Raw genomic sequence first — 14,056 nt, 5'->3', positions numbered from 1 at the left:
TCTGGAATCAGGTTTTATTTGAGATCGCGGAAGCATCATGTCTGTTGGGCGGATGAATCGGTGGTCATTTTTTGTTTATTGAAGGGGGAAACACATGGAAATCATTAAAACTGCAGGGTTAACAAAGAATTACAGGAGATTTAAGAAACAGTCAGGTATGATGGGAAGTATTAGGGGACTTGTGAGGCGGGAGTATGAAGAAAAACAGGCCGTGTGCAATTTGGATCTTACGATCAGAGAAGGAGAATTTGTGGGTCTGATTGGTCCTAATGGTGCGGGAAAAACAACTTTGGTTAAAATGTTGACTGGAATCATTGCTCCCACCTGCGGAACTATAAATGTATTAGGATATTATCCCAATAATTTAGATCATGAGTTAAAACAGCAGTATGCAGTGGTTATGGGTCAGAAGAGTCAGTTGTTCTTTGAACTGACTGTGGAAGATACGCTTTGCCTGTTTAAAGAAATCTATGGATTGCCGGAGGAGGAGTATCAAATTTCCAAAGAGTACTTCATAAATCTCTTTCAGGTACAGGAACTGATGCATGTACAGGTGAGGACACTGTCTCTTGGAGAACGAATGAAGATGGAGCTGATTGCGGCACTGCTTCACAATCCGAAGATTATTTTCTTAGATGAACCGACGATTGGGTTAGATGCAGTGGCATCCAAACAGATCCGGGGATTTTTAGCAGAAATTAATGAAAAAAAGGGGACTACAATTATACTTACTTCCCATTACATGGAAGACATTAAGACATTATGCAAACGGTCCGTTGTTATCAACCATGGATGTAAAATCTATGATGGGGATACAGAAAAGCTTTTTGAACAGTACCAGAAGTATAAAAAAATAACGGTTACATTTCAAGAACCAACTTCTCTTCCAAAGATGGGGGACGAAGCAAGGATTATAGAACAGACACCTTGTAAAAAGGTAATTATGGTGCCGAAAGAAAATGCTCCGGGCTTACTGAGAGAACTTATGAGCTTACTGCCCAGTGATATATCCGTGGAAGAGGAGGAAATTGGAACGGTCGTGGAGAGAATTTACCAGGAAGGGGGGAAAGGTCTTGCGTAAATATCTGGAGATTATCAAGGTTTTTATAAAGACGCAGCTTGCATGGCGGGGAGATGCGGTGATTCAGATTCTGTTTACTCTCACAAAGATTTTATTTGCCTGCCTTCTGTGGGGAACGATATTTAAGGATAGGGATAAGGTGGCGGGGTTTACAATTAACAGCATGCTGTCTTATTATGTTATCAGCTCTTTTCTTAATCAGATGGATATGTCTTCCCGTGTGAGTGGAGAGATCAGCCAAAGGATCAGGAATGGGACCTTTTCTAAATATATGGTTCTTCCTGTAAATATACAGGGGTATTTTATCGCCATGGAAATAGGGATCGTGATCTTTTATCTCTCCTTGGATATCATAACTTCAATAATCTGGATTTTTGCATTCCGCATCAGGTTTGTATTTGCGTCAGACCCTGCGGTTCTTGTGGGAGCTGTGGTTCTGATTCTTCTGGGGCTATTTTTCATGGCTCAGTTAAATTACTATCTGGGGCTTCTCACTTTGAAATATGAGGATATAGGGACATTTCTGATGATTAAAGACAATCTGGTGGCTTTTGTTACGGGCAGCCTCATCCCACTGGTTTTGCTTCCGCAAGGATTTGTCACGGTTATGAAGGCGTTTCCATTTTATTATGTGACATATCTGCCTTCCATGCTTCTCATAGGAAGGCTTAAGGGTGAACTGGGAATGGGACTTTTGGTTCTTGCGTGCTGGTGTGTGATTTTACAGGCAGTCATTTATGCTACATGGAATAATTACAGGATTAAGTATGATGGGGTGGGTATATAATGGGTAGAATGAAAAGAAATTTACGGGTGGTCAGAGTATTAATAGATATGCGGATACAGAATCTGATGATGTACCGGCTCAGTTTTTTCGGACCATTTTTTGTAGACAGCTGTGTATTCCTGGTTCAGTTGTTTGTGTTTCAGGCGGTTTATTACAATGTGGACCGGATCGGAACATGGGGAAAGGGACAGATGATTCTTTATATAGGAACATTTTCCATGATCAATGCCATAAATATGGTGATCTACTTTTTTGGAATTAATGGAATACCGGATAAAATTAAGAGTGGAGACATGGATTTATATCTGACTAAGCCGGTAAGTCCTTTGCTGCGGCTGACTTTTGAACGGATCAATCCGGGGGCAGTTCCGCTCTTAATTCTCAGCGGAGTAATCATTGCTTATGGGATCAGGAAAGGTGGAATTGAGATCACGCCTTCTCTTATGCTGGGATATACGTTCTGGGTGGCAGTTATGACCGTATTATATTATCTGGTAGAAGTATTGATCCGCTCTCTTTCGTTTTTTATTTTATCCAGTGGAAGCGCAGTGATATTGGAGGAGACAGGTCTCTCCTTATGCATGCAGCTTCCGGGAATTGTATTTTATGGTGCCTATAAAGTGATTTTTTATATGATCCTGCCTTATGGGATCATGGCAACCATACCGGTTCAGTTCCTTACACGGGAGCTGACTTTAGGCGGAGCTATGTGGGGGATATCGGTTGCGGTAGTGTTTGCTATATTGACGGCTTTTGTATGGAAGCAGGGAATAAAACATTATAACAGCGCAAGTTCGTAAAAGGAGAAATGAAAAATGAGAGACGGTTATGTGTTAAGAAAAGGATACCAGGATGACGAAAGGGTAAGGAAAAGCTTTAACCGGCTGGCTGGACAGATATTTGGTCTGGATTTTGAAAAATGGTATCAGAATGGTTACTGGAAGAACAATTATATTCCTTATTCCATTATGGAAGAGGAGGAGGTCCTGGCAAATGTTTCGGTAAGCCCTATGTTATTTTTAGAAAATGGGGAGCCAAAGTGTTACATTCAGTTGGGGACGGTTATGACCTGCAAATCCTGCCGAAACCAGGGACTGATCAGACAGTTGATCCAGGAGATCCAAAAGGATTATGAGGGGAAGGCAGACGGCTGGTTTTTGTTTGCCAATGAAAGCGTATTGGATTTTTATCCGAAATTTGGATTCAGGAGATCGGATGAGTTTGAATATGTAAAAGCTGTAACCAATGAAGAGGCGGTATCTGCAATAAGTGTACCTATGAAGGAGAAAAGAGATTATCTCAAGCTGCAGCAGGCCATGAAAGAAAGCTGCCCACAAAGCAGTTTCTGGCTGGAAAGCAAGGAGGAACTTACGATGTTTTATGCGCTGGACTATATGGGCAAACATATATATTTTGTACCAGAGCAGAATGCATATGTCTTTGCCAGTATAAAGGCCGGACAATTGCATCTGCACCAGGTTTTTTCTCCGGACAGAGTGAATTTAGACAGGATTGCAGCAGCCTTTGGCAAAGAGGTGAAGAGTCTGGTCCTGGGCTTTTCTCCTATAGATAAAAAGGGGTTTCTATGCAGAAAGACTGTGGAAACTGATACAGTACTGCATTTAAAAGGATCAGCGTTAAATAGTATTGAGCGGGAATGTCTGCGGATTCCCGAGCTGGCTCATGCATAAACAGTTTTACGTGGAGATTTGTATGTTTTTTGACTATAAGACTTGAAAAAAATTGACGGTTTAGCTGACTGATGATACAATTTCAGAATAAAAGGAACAGCAGGAGAAATCTATGTCAGCCGAACCCAATGAAAATGCACACGTAAATGAGATACATAAGGAATATACCAGGATTGATAAGGACTGGCTTGGCCTTCATTTTAAGATATCCATAGGAATGGTATTATTTGCTCTGGTCGTAGAATGTATTATGGGCATCATACTGGTTCATTCAGATATGCTCAATACCACGGTACCTAAGTTCCTGTTTAAATTTCTTCTGGCGCCCAGTGGCGTGAACGCACTGTGTATAGCCGTAGACTGTGCAGTGGTGAAATCAGATAAGATTACCCAGACTGCAAAAATCTATACAGTATCCATTATCAATACAGTAATCTGTTTTTCCCTGTTTACAGCGCATGGTGCGTTTACAGTTACATATTATGTGTTTGTTACAGCGGTGATTCTGACTACTGTTTACGCCAGCAGTATGGTTACACTCACTACTTCCGCCATCAGTCTGGTTTTGCTGATTGTTTCGGAACTGTTTATTACCTGGGATGTGGATAAGCCCTCCGTGTTTCAAAGTACACTCAGACTGGGGAATTTTCTGATTGCACTTTTCATTATGTTTTCTGTATCATTGATATGTCTGGTGGTGATACGTTACGAGCAGCGGAAAAACCGGGCCAGTATTCGAATCGAAGAGGAACGGATTGTGTTAATGAAGCGGCTGAAGATGGATGAACTGACGGGAATCTATAACCGGAGAGCTCTGCATGATGCGCTTAGAGATCTGGAAGATTATAATCCCCAGGACAATTATGTGTTTGGAATCACTGATATTGACAGGTTTAAAAACATTAATGACACCTGGGGGCATCAGACGGGTGATCTGTGTCTGATTGCCTTTGCTGCATTACTGAAGGAAAGCTGTAAAAATGCATCTGTTTACCGGTATGGAGGAGATGAATTCTGTATTCTCTTTTATCGTACTAATATGAAGGAGGCTTATAAAACTGCAGTTATGATTCAAAACAGGTTAAAGGAAGCAGTGTTTAAGGAACACCCCGGACTGAAACTGACTGCAAGCTTTGGGCTGGCAGAATATAAGAATGGATTAAATGCAGCTAAACTTTTTATGAATGCAGATCAGGCATTATATCAGGCAAAAATAGTGAGGGATTCCATACGAGTACATGAAGAAGAAAAATAACTGGATATTTGAAAGGGGGTTATTTCAATGTTTGATTTTTTGAAAAAAGAGAATACCATGCATCATAAACCCAAATTGGGATTAAAGGAGCTGCTGCATTATGTAGGTCCAGGGCTTTTGGTCACGGTTGGTTTTATTGATCCGGGAAACTGGGCATCCAATATAGCAGCAGGATCGGATTATGGATACGCGCTGCTTTGGATGGTAACACTTTCAACGATTATGCTGATTATACTTCAGCACAATGTGGCACACCTTGGAATAGTAACAGGTGACTGTCTGGCAGAAGCAGCCCATAAACACTTAAAACCCAGGATATCTAAAGTGGTATTGTCAACTGCGGTTCTGGCAGCAATTTCTACAGCCATGGCGGAGATACTAGGAGCTGCAATTGCATTGAATCTGCTGTTTCGGATTCCAGTTAAACTGGCTTCAGTTCTGGTGCTGGCTCTGATCCTTTGGATGCTGTTTACCAATTCGTATCAGAAACTGGAAAAATGGATTATTGGTTTTGTTTCTGTCATCGGTCTGTCTTTCATATATGAACTGAGCCTGGTACATGTGGATTGGAATCAGGCGGTTGCAGGCTGGACTACCATACAGTTTCCTAAGGGATCTATGCTGATTATTATGTCGGTACTGGGTGCAGTGGTTATGCCTCATAATTTGTTTCTTCACTCTGAGATCATACAGAGCAGACAATGGAATCTGGAAGATGAATCCATACAGAAGCTTCAGCTGAAATATGAATTTGCCGATACGCTATTATCCATGATTATCGGCTGGGCAATCAACAGCGCCATGATCATACTGGCTGCAACTACGTTTTTCAGCAAAGGGGAACACGTTTCAGAGCTGGGGCAGGCGGCACAGATGCTAAAACCATTGGTAGGCAGTGGGGCAAGCCTGATTTTTGCCATAGCACTTCTGTTTTCCGGAATTGCATCAACTACCACAGCGGGAATGGCGGGGGGATCCATATTTGCAGGGATGTACGGTGAACCTTATGACCCGGACGATCCTCATACCAGGTTTGGTGTGACATGGATTCTTGTGATTGCTACATGTATCATCTTTCTGATCAGTGATCCCTTTAAAGGTCTGGTATACAGTCAGATGCTTTTAAGCGTTCAGCTTCCTATTACTGTATTTTTGCAGATTTATCTCACATCTTCAGAAAAGGTTATGGGAAAATATAAAAATGGTCGTCTGGATAAGTTTTTACTCCTTGTGATTGGAGTGATACTGACAGTTTTAAATATAATGCTTTTGGTTGCGTTTGGAAAAGGATGAATGGAAACGGTCAACAGAAGATGGGATCAGAAGATTGGGGAGCAGCAGGAAGCTGCTCCCTATTTTTGTGCCAGAGTATTGCGCAGCCGGTCACGGTTATAAATAAGGTGAAGTGTCATGGCATCTTGTGCCGCGATCGGATCATTCTTTTGAATCGCGTTTACAATTGCCTTATGGGTTTTAATTGTTTCTTCTTTTAAAGAAGAATGAGTGATATCGATAAACATATCAATTGCGTGCATGATGAGTGGTTCCAGCTGGGGTAGAATCACATTTTCACTGATTTCTGCTATTTTGGCATGAAAGAGTGCATCTGCTTCTGAATGGGATACTCCTTTTTCATAACAGTTTTCCACATCTGCAGCCAACAAAAGCAGTTCCTGCGCCTGTTCGGGGGTCGCTTTTGAAGCAGCCAGGGCAGCGCTCCTGGGTTCTATCATCATACGGAACTCCATAAGATCAGCCACCAGCTTTTCTTTATTCTCTATAAATGTGAAGCCCAGGGGATCATCAGCGACACCGGTATTATGACTGACGTAGATTCCGGAGCCCTGCTGTACGGTCAGTATGTTGCGTGATGCAAGAGAACGTATGGCTTCCCTGAGCGTGCTTCGCCCCACACCCATAAGAGATGACAGTGCAGTTTCGTTGGGAAGCTGTCCTCCTTCTTTCAATTTGTTATCAATAATGTATTTAATAATCCGCTCCGCTGTAACATCAGCAAGGGATTTTTGAGTGGATGCCATAGTTCATTCCTTTCTTATTTCCATAGTCTTATCTGATTATAAACGGTATTCCCATTTCATTCAAGTGCAAAATGCATCAGATGAATAATTGATTATTTGAAATAGTTATCAGATGAATAATAGGTATTTTAAAACGAAATTAAATAATATGCACAATAAACAGAACGAAAATTAGTTAATATTGATAAAAATAATAAAAACATATTGACAATCATATGATGAATTAATATAATAATAACAAAATATATAAGATGAATAAGAAAGGGGAGCAATCATGGTTAGTCAGGATATTCGAAAATTGGCTCCGGAGATGGATCCACTTCGCATGGGTATGGGCTGGAAGGCAGAGGATCTTTCCAAAATGCAGATTATTGTGGAAAGTACCTTTGGCGACAGTCACCCGGGAAGTGCCCATCTTCTTGATCTCGTGAATAAAACGGTAGACGGTGTAAGGGAAAAAGGAGGAAAGGCAGCAAGATATTTTACAACGGATATCTGCGATGGAATGGCTCAGGGGCATGATGGAATTAACTATTCCCTGGCATCCCGGGATATGATCTGTAACATGATTGAGATACATGCAAATGCAACACCTTTTGACGGTGGCGTTTTTATATCAAGCTGCGATAAAGCAGTGCCGGCGCATTTAATGGCAATCGGCCGCCTCAATATACCTTCCATCCTGGTGACTGGAGGAGTTATGGACGCAGGACCGGACCTGCTTACACTGGAACAGATCGGGAAATACAGTGCCATGTGCCAGCGGGGGGAACTGGAACCGGAAAAACTGGAGTATTATAAGCAGCATGCCTGTCCTTCCTGCGGAGCCTGCTCCTTTATGGGAACAGCTTCCACCATGCAGGTGATGGGAGAGGCGCTTGGTCTTATGCTTCCCGGATCCGCTCTTATGCCGGCAACCTGTCCGGATTTAAAGGACATGGCAGTAAGAGCAGGACAGCAGATCACAGAGCTTGTGAACTGCAAAAGTAAGCCAAGAGAGATTGTTACTATGGAATCGTTTGAAAATGCAATTATGGTTCATGCAGCGATATCCGGTTCAACTAATTCCCTGGTGCATCTCCCGGCGATTGCCCACGAGTTTGGACTGGAAATCGATTCAGAGCTGTTTGACCGGCTGCACAGAGGTGCTCATTATCTCCTGGATATCCGGCCTTCCGGAAAATGGCCTGCTCAGTACTTCTATTACGCAGGCGGAGTGCCAAGAATCATGGAAGAGATCAGATCGGTTCTCCATTTAGATGCAATGACAGTCACTGGTAAGACTCTGGGTGAAAATCTTGAAATGTTGAAACAAACCGGATTTTATGAACAGTGTGAAGAATATTGTGAAAAAGCAGGAATTAAAAGGGAAGAAATTATCAGGCCATTTCAGAAAGCGATTGGTACCGATGGAGCAATCGCTGTACTGAAAGGTAATCTTGCGCCGGATGGTGCGGTGATCAAGCACACAGCCTGTCCAAAAGAGATGTTTCAGGCAGAATTGAATGCACGTCCCTTTGACAGTGAGGAAGAGGCTATTGATGCAGTACTGAATCATCGTGTAAAGCCAGGTGATGCGGTATTTATCAGATACGAAGGTCCGAAAGGAAGCGGAATGCCGGAAATGTTTTATACATCAGAAGCGATCTCATCGGACAAAGAGCTGGGACGGACAATTGCTTTAATTACTGACGGCCGTTTTTCCGGGGCCTCTACGGGACCTTCTATCGGTCATGTTTCTCCGGAAGCAGCGGAAGGCGGACCGATTGCGCTGGTAGAAGAAGGGGATATCATAAAAATAGATATACCAAATCGTATTCTTGCAATTACAGGAGTAAAAGGGGAACATAAAACAGAAGAAGAGATGGAGAAAATCTTAAAAGAGCGCCGTGAAAAATGGCAGCCTAAGCCGTCGAAATATTCTTCAGGAGTACTGAAGCTTTTCAGCGAACATGCAGTATCTCCCATGAAGGGCGGATACATGAAATAATACTTGGAGGGGTTATTATGAACGAAACGTTTACAGCAGATCCCACAAGGCTGGTTATTGCAGCTTTGTGCGGACTGATCATTCTGTTATTCTTAATTACAAAAGCAAAATTTCAGGCATTTATTGCCATTCTTGTTTCGGCGCTGGCTATCGGATTAATCGCGGGTATGCCAGTCAGTCTGATTACCGGAACAGTTACAAAGGGGATGGGGGAAACTCTTAAGGGAATTGCACTGTTGATTGGACTGGGATCAATGTTTGGTGCGATTCTGGAAATCTCAGGAGGAGCAGAACGGGTTGCCCTCACCATGATGAACACCTTTGGGGAAAAACGGGCTCCGTGGGCTTTGGGAATTACAGGTATGGTGGTTGCCATTCCAGTATTTTTTGATGCCGGGCTGATTATTCTGATTCCTCTTGCTTTTTCCCTGGCTAAGCGGTGCAGAAAATCAGTTATGTTTTATGTAATTCCCCTGTTAGCCGGTTTGGCGGTAGGGCATGCATTTATACCACCAACACCAGGCCCGGTACTGGTAGCAAATATGCTGGAAGTTGACCTTGGAGTTGTAATTGGTCTTGGAATCCTGTGTGGAGCGGTTGCCATGATACTGGCAGGTCCTGTATGGGGGAAATTCTGCGGTCAGCACTATGATATACCGGTACCAGCCCTGTACGCGGAAACAAAGGAATTTGACGAAAAAAAGATGCCTTCTTTTGGTACGGTTGTAGCCATTATTATGATTCCTCTTATTTTAATCATCATCAATTCCATTCTTGGTGTGATTCCGGAAGGAACTAAAGTGGATGTACTAAGACCTGTATTCAGTTTTCTGGGTACACCGTTCATTGCGCTGCTTCTTGCTACGATTGCGGCAGTATTTCTTCTTGGTACAAAACATGGATATTCCAGAGAAGAACTGGAAAAAGTAATGACAAAATCATTGGAACCAACAGGCCTTATTATGCTGGTGACAGCAGGCGGAGGTGTTCTCCGCTATATGCTTCAGGATTCCGGTCTTGGAACCATTATTGGCAATGTAATCGGGGCATCTCCTCTGCCTCTGGTATTAGTCGCATTCCTGATTGCGTGTGCAGTCCGCGTTTCCGTAGGATCAGCAACGGTTGCCATGACCATGGCAGCAGGAATTGTAGCGGCAATGCCAACTGTAACAGGTCTGCCACCTTTGTATAAAGCGTGCCTGGTAATGGCCATCGCAGGAGGCTCTACTGTCTGTTCCCATTTTAATGATTCCGGATTCTGGCTTGTGAAATCCCTGTGCGGACTGGATGAAAAGACAACGTTTAAGACCTGGACAATCATGGAGACGATTGTGGGCGGATCTGGTTTTGCAGTTGCATTAATTGTTTCTTTATTTATATCCTGATGAGGATATTAAAAATTGGGGAATGAGTAAAACTTTATATACATAAGAACAGGGCAGCCGGACGCTGCCCTATTTTTATATTTTCTGGTATGTATAAATGTGATATGATATCTTTAGGGTTTTACTGGAATAGTAAGAATAAAAAAAGGTATGATAATGATGCAGAGGATTATGTAATACAAAATAGACAGCATACATGCGGGAGGTAATTTATGCAGACATTTAAAGAACTCTATGAAAGTACGGTAAGAGAGGCACTGGCAGGCAATTTTGATCCGGTTAAAACGGATAAGGTGAATGCGTATGATCCCAATCATCTCGACTGCCTGCTAAATCCCAGTAAGCACCCAATCGTAATCAGGACAGGCAGCTGTGACTGCGGAGAAGGGGAGCAGCAGGAGTGCCTGAAACGGTGTCCCTTTGGAGCACTTAAAGCGGAGGCAGACGGGGTGGCTGTTGATCCGGATCTGTGTCTGGGGTGTGAACGCTGTATTGATGGATGTGCCAGAGAGAAGCTGACTGCCAGTACGGATATTATTCCTGCCCTTAAAGCGGTCAGGGGAGCCAAGGGCCTGGTTTATGCCATGATAGCACCGGCATTTTTAGGACAGTTTTCCAGTGATGTTACGCCTGGAAAACTGAGGAGTGCGCTAAAGGAAGTGGGATTTGACGGAATGCTTGAGGTAGCCTTATTTGCCGACATTCTGACATTGAAAGAAGCTCTGGAATTTGATAAAAATATTAAAGACAGCGGGGATTATCAGCTGACCAGCTGCTGCTGTCCTATGTGGATTGGCATGATCCGGAAGATTTACCATCAGCTGCTTCCCCATGTTCCTGGTTCTGTATCTCCTATGGTAGCCTGTGCAAAAGTAATTAAAGTGCTTCATCCTGATGCATTAACCGTGTTTATTGGACCATGTCTTGCAAAAAAAGCAGAAGCGAGAGAAAAAGATTTAGCAGGCGCGGTTGATTATGTACTCACATTTCAGGAAGTAAAGAATATTTTTGATGCGCTTGGAATTGATCCTGCTGTTATGGAGGAGAGTGAAAAGGATCATTCCTCCAAAGCCGGACGGATCTATGCAAGAAAGGGCGGGGTCAGCGAAGCGGTAGAAAATACGGTAAAAGCCATCAGCCCTCATAAGGAAATCCAGATCCGGACCAAACAGGCAGATGGAGTTCCCGGATGCAAAAAGATGATTCAGGATATTATGGATGGAAACATTGATGCCAACTTTTATGAAGGTATGGGCTGTGTAGGCGGCTGTGTAGGCGGACCCAGGTCCATTCTGGGGACAGATGAGGGAACCGGGCTGGTGAATGAATATGGAGAGAAGGCCACATATCAGCATCCGGCAGAAAATCCTTATGTGATCGAGCTGCTTCACCGCTTAAATCTGGATACCATTGAAAGCCTTTTGGAGGAGACGGATTTATTTAGCCGTGATATTACATGATTTCAGAATATGGAGACAAGATTATTGACTCCCATGTTCATATGGGGACCTATGGCCCTTATGAAATAAGAATAGAGTATCTGGTAAGAGAGATGGAACGGTCTGGCGTGGAACAGGCTGTAATCTCTGATATCGGGCTTAATTCCCTTGATGAACAGGGAGTTGAGAGGTTTGCGGATATAGATACAATCAGCTTAAACAGCCGTTCTCTTAAGATTATAAATGAATACGGTGACAGGTTCTTACTATTATTCTGGATTCGTCCTCTTTTTGACCGAAATCAGGATCGGCTGAACTGCTTTCTTTACGAAAACAGAGAACGAATCGGGGGATTAAAGGTTCATCCCAGAACAGCAGGTGTTCCTTTTAATTCCGCTGATTACAGCCCTTACATAGAGGTCTGCAGAAGGCAGAAGATACCATTTTGTATCCATACCCAGAGAGATGGTTACTCCAATATGGAATATGTATATGAAGCTGCCTGTAAAAATCCGGATGTAACGTATATAGCAGTCCATATGGATTTAGGCGGGGACAGGGAAATAGCCAGTGACTATATCGCTGGTTGTCCCAATCTTTATGGTGATACGACCCTTGTATCCAAAGAAGAAATGCAAAGGGCTATTGAAAAATGCGGACCGGAGAAGATACTTTTTGGAACAGATGCCCTTGTGTTTGGCAGGGACAGTTATAGCCGCTATGATGGTTTCTATGATTCCGTTCTTGATAGCTTTGGCAGGGCCGGGGCAGAGAACGTATTCTATAAAAATGCCAGAAAATTATTCTGGAAGGAGAAGTATGAATAGCAAATTGATTTATCCAAGGAAACATGACAAGGAAACCGTATATTTAAAAAATGTGGTGAAGGATCCTGCAATTGAAGTCGGGGACTATACGATTTATAATGATTATGTAAATGATCCTGTGGATTTTGAAAAAAATAATGTGCTTTATCATTATCCGGTTAATAAAGAACGACTGGTTATTGGCAGGTACTGTTCGATTGCATGCGGAGCGAAGTTTATATTTACTTCTGCTAATCATACACAGAGATCTCTGGCTACGTATCCCTTTGGGATATTTTTTGATGAGTGGGATCTTCCGGTGGAGCGTATTGCAGATACGTGGGATAATAAAGGGGACATTGTGATAGGAAATGATGTATGGATCGGCTATGAAGCAGTTATTATGCAGGGGGTACATATTGGCGATGGGGCAGTGATCGGTACCAGAGCTGTAGTAACAAAGGACGTGGAGCCTTACTCCATCGTGGGAGGTATCCCGGCAAAAACAATTCGTTCCCGTTTTGACCAGCCGGTGGTTCAGGTACTTCTCTCTTTAAAATGGTGGGATTGGTCCGATGAGAAAGTGAAAGAAAATTTAGAGGCTATTACAACCGGAAATATGAGAAAACTTCTGGAGGGAAGTAAGTTTGGATTTTAAAAAATTACGGTATTTCAGTGAAGTTGCAAGATTAAAAAGCTTTTCCAAAGCGGCTAAAGTTCTATATGTTTCGCAAACGGCAATAAGTCAGCAAATCGCTGCAATGGAATCGGAATTAGGCGTGGAACTGTTTTACCGTGACAAGAAAAATGTCCGGTTAACACTGCCTGGAGAGGTCTTTTTGCAGGACTCAGGACGCTTATTAAAGTTATATGAAAATGCTGTGATAAAGACGAGGGAAGTTTCATCAGGATCGGAGGGGATGATTAAAATCGGATTTTTCAGTATGTTTGACCGTGATGTGATCGCACCTGTTCTTTCCAGCTTCCACCAAAGATACCCAAAAGTAAAGTTAAGTATCGTCCAGTGCAATTATGAAGATATGAAATTGAATATACTCAATGGGACAATAGATATCGGATTCTATTTTCAAATGGAATCGGAAGAGATTGAGGAAATGAAGGTTTATCAGACTTTTCCCAAATTGTGTTTGAGCCGGAATCACAGACTATCGGGGAAGACGTTGATTCATCCAGAAGATTTAAAGACAGAACAGGTGATTTCCTACATTAAAAATAAAGAACAGTCGGATTACTATAAGGCACATCATAATTCTGATAATCCAATACTTCCTATTGATAATTCTATTCTGGTTGAAAATATGGACGACGCTGTTATGCTTGTCAGCATGAATGCGGGGGTCAGTTTTCTTCCTGAAATATCGGGATTCATCAATCATGACCAAATTATGTTTATCAGTCAGGAGGTTGAAAAAGTTCCTTTTGATGTCAATGCATACTGGTCAAAGGATAATACAAATCCTGTCCTTTCCCGTTTTCTTGAAGAAATAAAGGAAAAATATTCTCTTTAAAGCGAATTTGTTAAAAGTTTTTACAATTACCTGATTGTATTTGTGTATTGGACT

At 42.5% G+C, this 14,056-nt stretch carries 13 protein-coding genes; 12 read left to right on the top strand and 1 reads right to left on the bottom strand.

What is annotated here, in order from left to right:
* Positions 1-94: 94 nt before the first annotated feature.
* The 6 genes from RZO55_RS12850 to RZO55_RS12825 all read left to right on the top strand — a co-directional run bounded on the left by RZO55_RS12850 (position 95) and on the right by RZO55_RS12825 (position 6,107).
* Positions 95-1,081, top strand: coding sequence for an ABC transporter ATP-binding protein (locus tag RZO55_RS12850; RefSeq protein WP_318064686.1), 987 nt, complete (start codon positions 95-97; stop codon positions 1,079-1,081).
* Positions 1,074-1,868 (top strand): ABC transporter permease, encoded by a 795-nt coding sequence (locus tag RZO55_RS12845; RefSeq protein ID WP_318064685.1) that lies wholly within the window; start codon positions 1,074-1,076, stop codon positions 1,866-1,868. The genes RZO55_RS12850 and RZO55_RS12845 overlap by 8 nt, the downstream gene beginning before the upstream one ends.
* Positions 1,868-2,668, top strand: a complete 801-nt coding sequence (locus tag RZO55_RS12840) for an ABC transporter permease (RefSeq protein ID WP_318064684.1) — start codon at positions 1,868-1,870, stop codon at positions 2,666-2,668. The genes RZO55_RS12845 and RZO55_RS12840 overlap by 1 nt, the downstream gene beginning before the upstream one ends.
* Before the next feature lie 15 nt (positions 2,669-2,683).
* Positions 2,684-3,559 carry a GNAT family N-acetyltransferase gene (locus RZO55_RS12835; protein ID WP_318064683.1) on the top strand — a complete coding sequence of 292 codons (876 nt, stop codon included), beginning with the start codon at positions 2,684-2,686 and terminating at the stop codon, positions 3,557-3,559.
* Between the two features lie 112 nt (positions 3,560-3,671).
* Positions 3,672-4,814: a GGDEF domain-containing protein gene (locus RZO55_RS12830; RefSeq protein WP_318064682.1), complete on the top strand. Its 1,143-nt coding sequence runs from the start codon at positions 3,672-3,674 to the stop codon at positions 4,812-4,814.
* Between the two features lie 27 nt (positions 4,815-4,841).
* Positions 4,842-6,107 carry an Nramp family divalent metal transporter gene (locus tag RZO55_RS12825; RefSeq protein WP_318064681.1) on the top strand — a complete coding sequence of 422 codons (1,266 nt, stop codon included), beginning with the start codon at positions 4,842-4,844 and terminating at the stop codon, positions 6,105-6,107.
* Between the two features lie 59 nt (positions 6,108-6,166).
* Here RZO55_RS12825 and RZO55_RS12820 read toward each other — a convergent pair whose 3' ends face one another.
* Positions 6,167-6,853: a FadR/GntR family transcriptional regulator gene (locus tag RZO55_RS12820; protein WP_318064680.1), complete on the bottom strand. Its 687-nt coding sequence runs from the start codon at positions 6,851-6,853 to the stop codon at positions 6,167-6,169.
* Between the two features lie 274 nt (positions 6,854-7,127).
* Between RZO55_RS12820 and ilvD the strand changes: the two genes are divergently transcribed.
* The 6 genes from ilvD to RZO55_RS12790 all read left to right on the top strand — a co-directional run bounded on the left by ilvD (position 7,128) and on the right by RZO55_RS12790 (position 14,002).
* On the top strand, positions 7,128-8,843 hold the full coding sequence (gene ilvD, locus RZO55_RS12815; RefSeq protein WP_318064679.1) for a dihydroxy-acid dehydratase: 1,716 nt from the start codon (positions 7,128-7,130) through the stop codon (positions 8,841-8,843).
* 17 nt (positions 8,844-8,860) lie between these two features.
* Positions 8,861-10,228, top strand: a complete 1,368-nt coding sequence (locus RZO55_RS12810) for a GntP family permease (RefSeq protein ID WP_318064678.1) — start codon at positions 8,861-8,863, stop codon at positions 10,226-10,228.
* A 212-nt stretch (positions 10,229-10,440) separates the two neighbouring features.
* On the top strand, positions 10,441-11,688 hold the full coding sequence (locus tag RZO55_RS12805; protein WP_318064677.1) for a [Fe-Fe] hydrogenase large subunit C-terminal domain-containing protein: 1,248 nt from the start codon (positions 10,441-10,443) through the stop codon (positions 11,686-11,688).
* A complete protein-coding gene (locus RZO55_RS12800; protein WP_318064676.1) occupies positions 11,685-12,494 on the top strand; it encodes an amidohydrolase family protein in 810 nt (269 codons plus the stop codon). The genes RZO55_RS12805 and RZO55_RS12800 overlap by 4 nt, the downstream gene beginning before the upstream one ends.
* A complete protein-coding gene (locus RZO55_RS12795) occupies positions 12,487-13,131 on the top strand; it encodes a CatB-related O-acetyltransferase (protein ID WP_318064675.1) in 645 nt (214 codons plus the stop codon). The genes RZO55_RS12800 and RZO55_RS12795 overlap by 8 nt, the downstream gene beginning before the upstream one ends.
* The gene (locus RZO55_RS12790; RefSeq protein WP_318064674.1) at positions 13,121-14,002 is read left to right on the top strand and encodes a LysR family transcriptional regulator; all 882 of its coding nucleotides are present in this window, start codon (positions 13,121-13,123) and stop codon (positions 14,000-14,002) included. The genes RZO55_RS12795 and RZO55_RS12790 overlap by 11 nt, the downstream gene beginning before the upstream one ends.
* Positions 14,003-14,056: the final 54 nt, after the last annotated feature.

The sequence above is a fragment of the Clostridium boliviensis genome (assembly GCF_033342255.1).
GTDB classification, from domain to species: Bacteria; Bacillota; Clostridia; order Lachnospirales; family Lachnospiraceae; genus Lacrimispora; species Lacrimispora boliviensis.
The sequence above is the reverse complement of the archived record's forward strand: the minus strand, read 5'-3'. Positions and strand labels throughout refer to the sequence as shown.

Excerpts from the sequence above, each read along its gene's own strand:
- RZO55_RS12850 (WP_318064686.1), top strand. The coding sequence starts at position 95 with ATGGAAATCATTAAAACTGCAGGGTTAACAAAGAATTACAGGAGATTT.
- RZO55_RS12840 (WP_318064684.1), top strand. The coding sequence starts at position 1,868 with ATGGGTAGAATGAAAAGAAATTTACGGGTGGTCAGAGTATTAATAGAT.
- RZO55_RS12835 (WP_318064683.1), top strand. The coding sequence starts at position 2,684 with ATGAGAGACGGTTATGTGTTAAGAAAAGGATACCAGGATGACGAAAGG.
- RZO55_RS12830 (WP_318064682.1), top strand. The coding sequence starts at position 3,672 with ATGTCAGCCGAACCCAATGAAAATGCACACGTAAATGAGATACATAAG.
- RZO55_RS12825 (WP_318064681.1), top strand. The coding sequence starts at position 4,842 with ATGTTTGATTTTTTGAAAAAAGAGAATACCATGCATCATAAACCCAAA.
- RZO55_RS12820 (WP_318064680.1), bottom strand. The coding sequence starts at position 6,853 with ATGGCATCCACTCAAAAATCCCTTGCTGATGTTACAGCGGAGCGGATT.
- ilvD (WP_318064679.1), top strand. The coding sequence starts at position 7,128 with ATGGTTAGTCAGGATATTCGAAAATTGGCTCCGGAGATGGATCCACTT.
- RZO55_RS12810 (WP_318064678.1), top strand. The coding sequence starts at position 8,861 with ATGAACGAAACGTTTACAGCAGATCCCACAAGGCTGGTTATTGCAGCT.
- RZO55_RS12805 (WP_318064677.1), top strand. The coding sequence starts at position 10,441 with ATGCAGACATTTAAAGAACTCTATGAAAGTACGGTAAGAGAGGCACTG.
- RZO55_RS12800 (WP_318064676.1), top strand. The coding sequence starts at position 11,685 with ATGATTTCAGAATATGGAGACAAGATTATTGACTCCCATGTTCATATG.
- RZO55_RS12795 (WP_318064675.1), top strand. The coding sequence starts at position 12,487 with ATGAATAGCAAATTGATTTATCCAAGGAAACATGACAAGGAAACCGTA.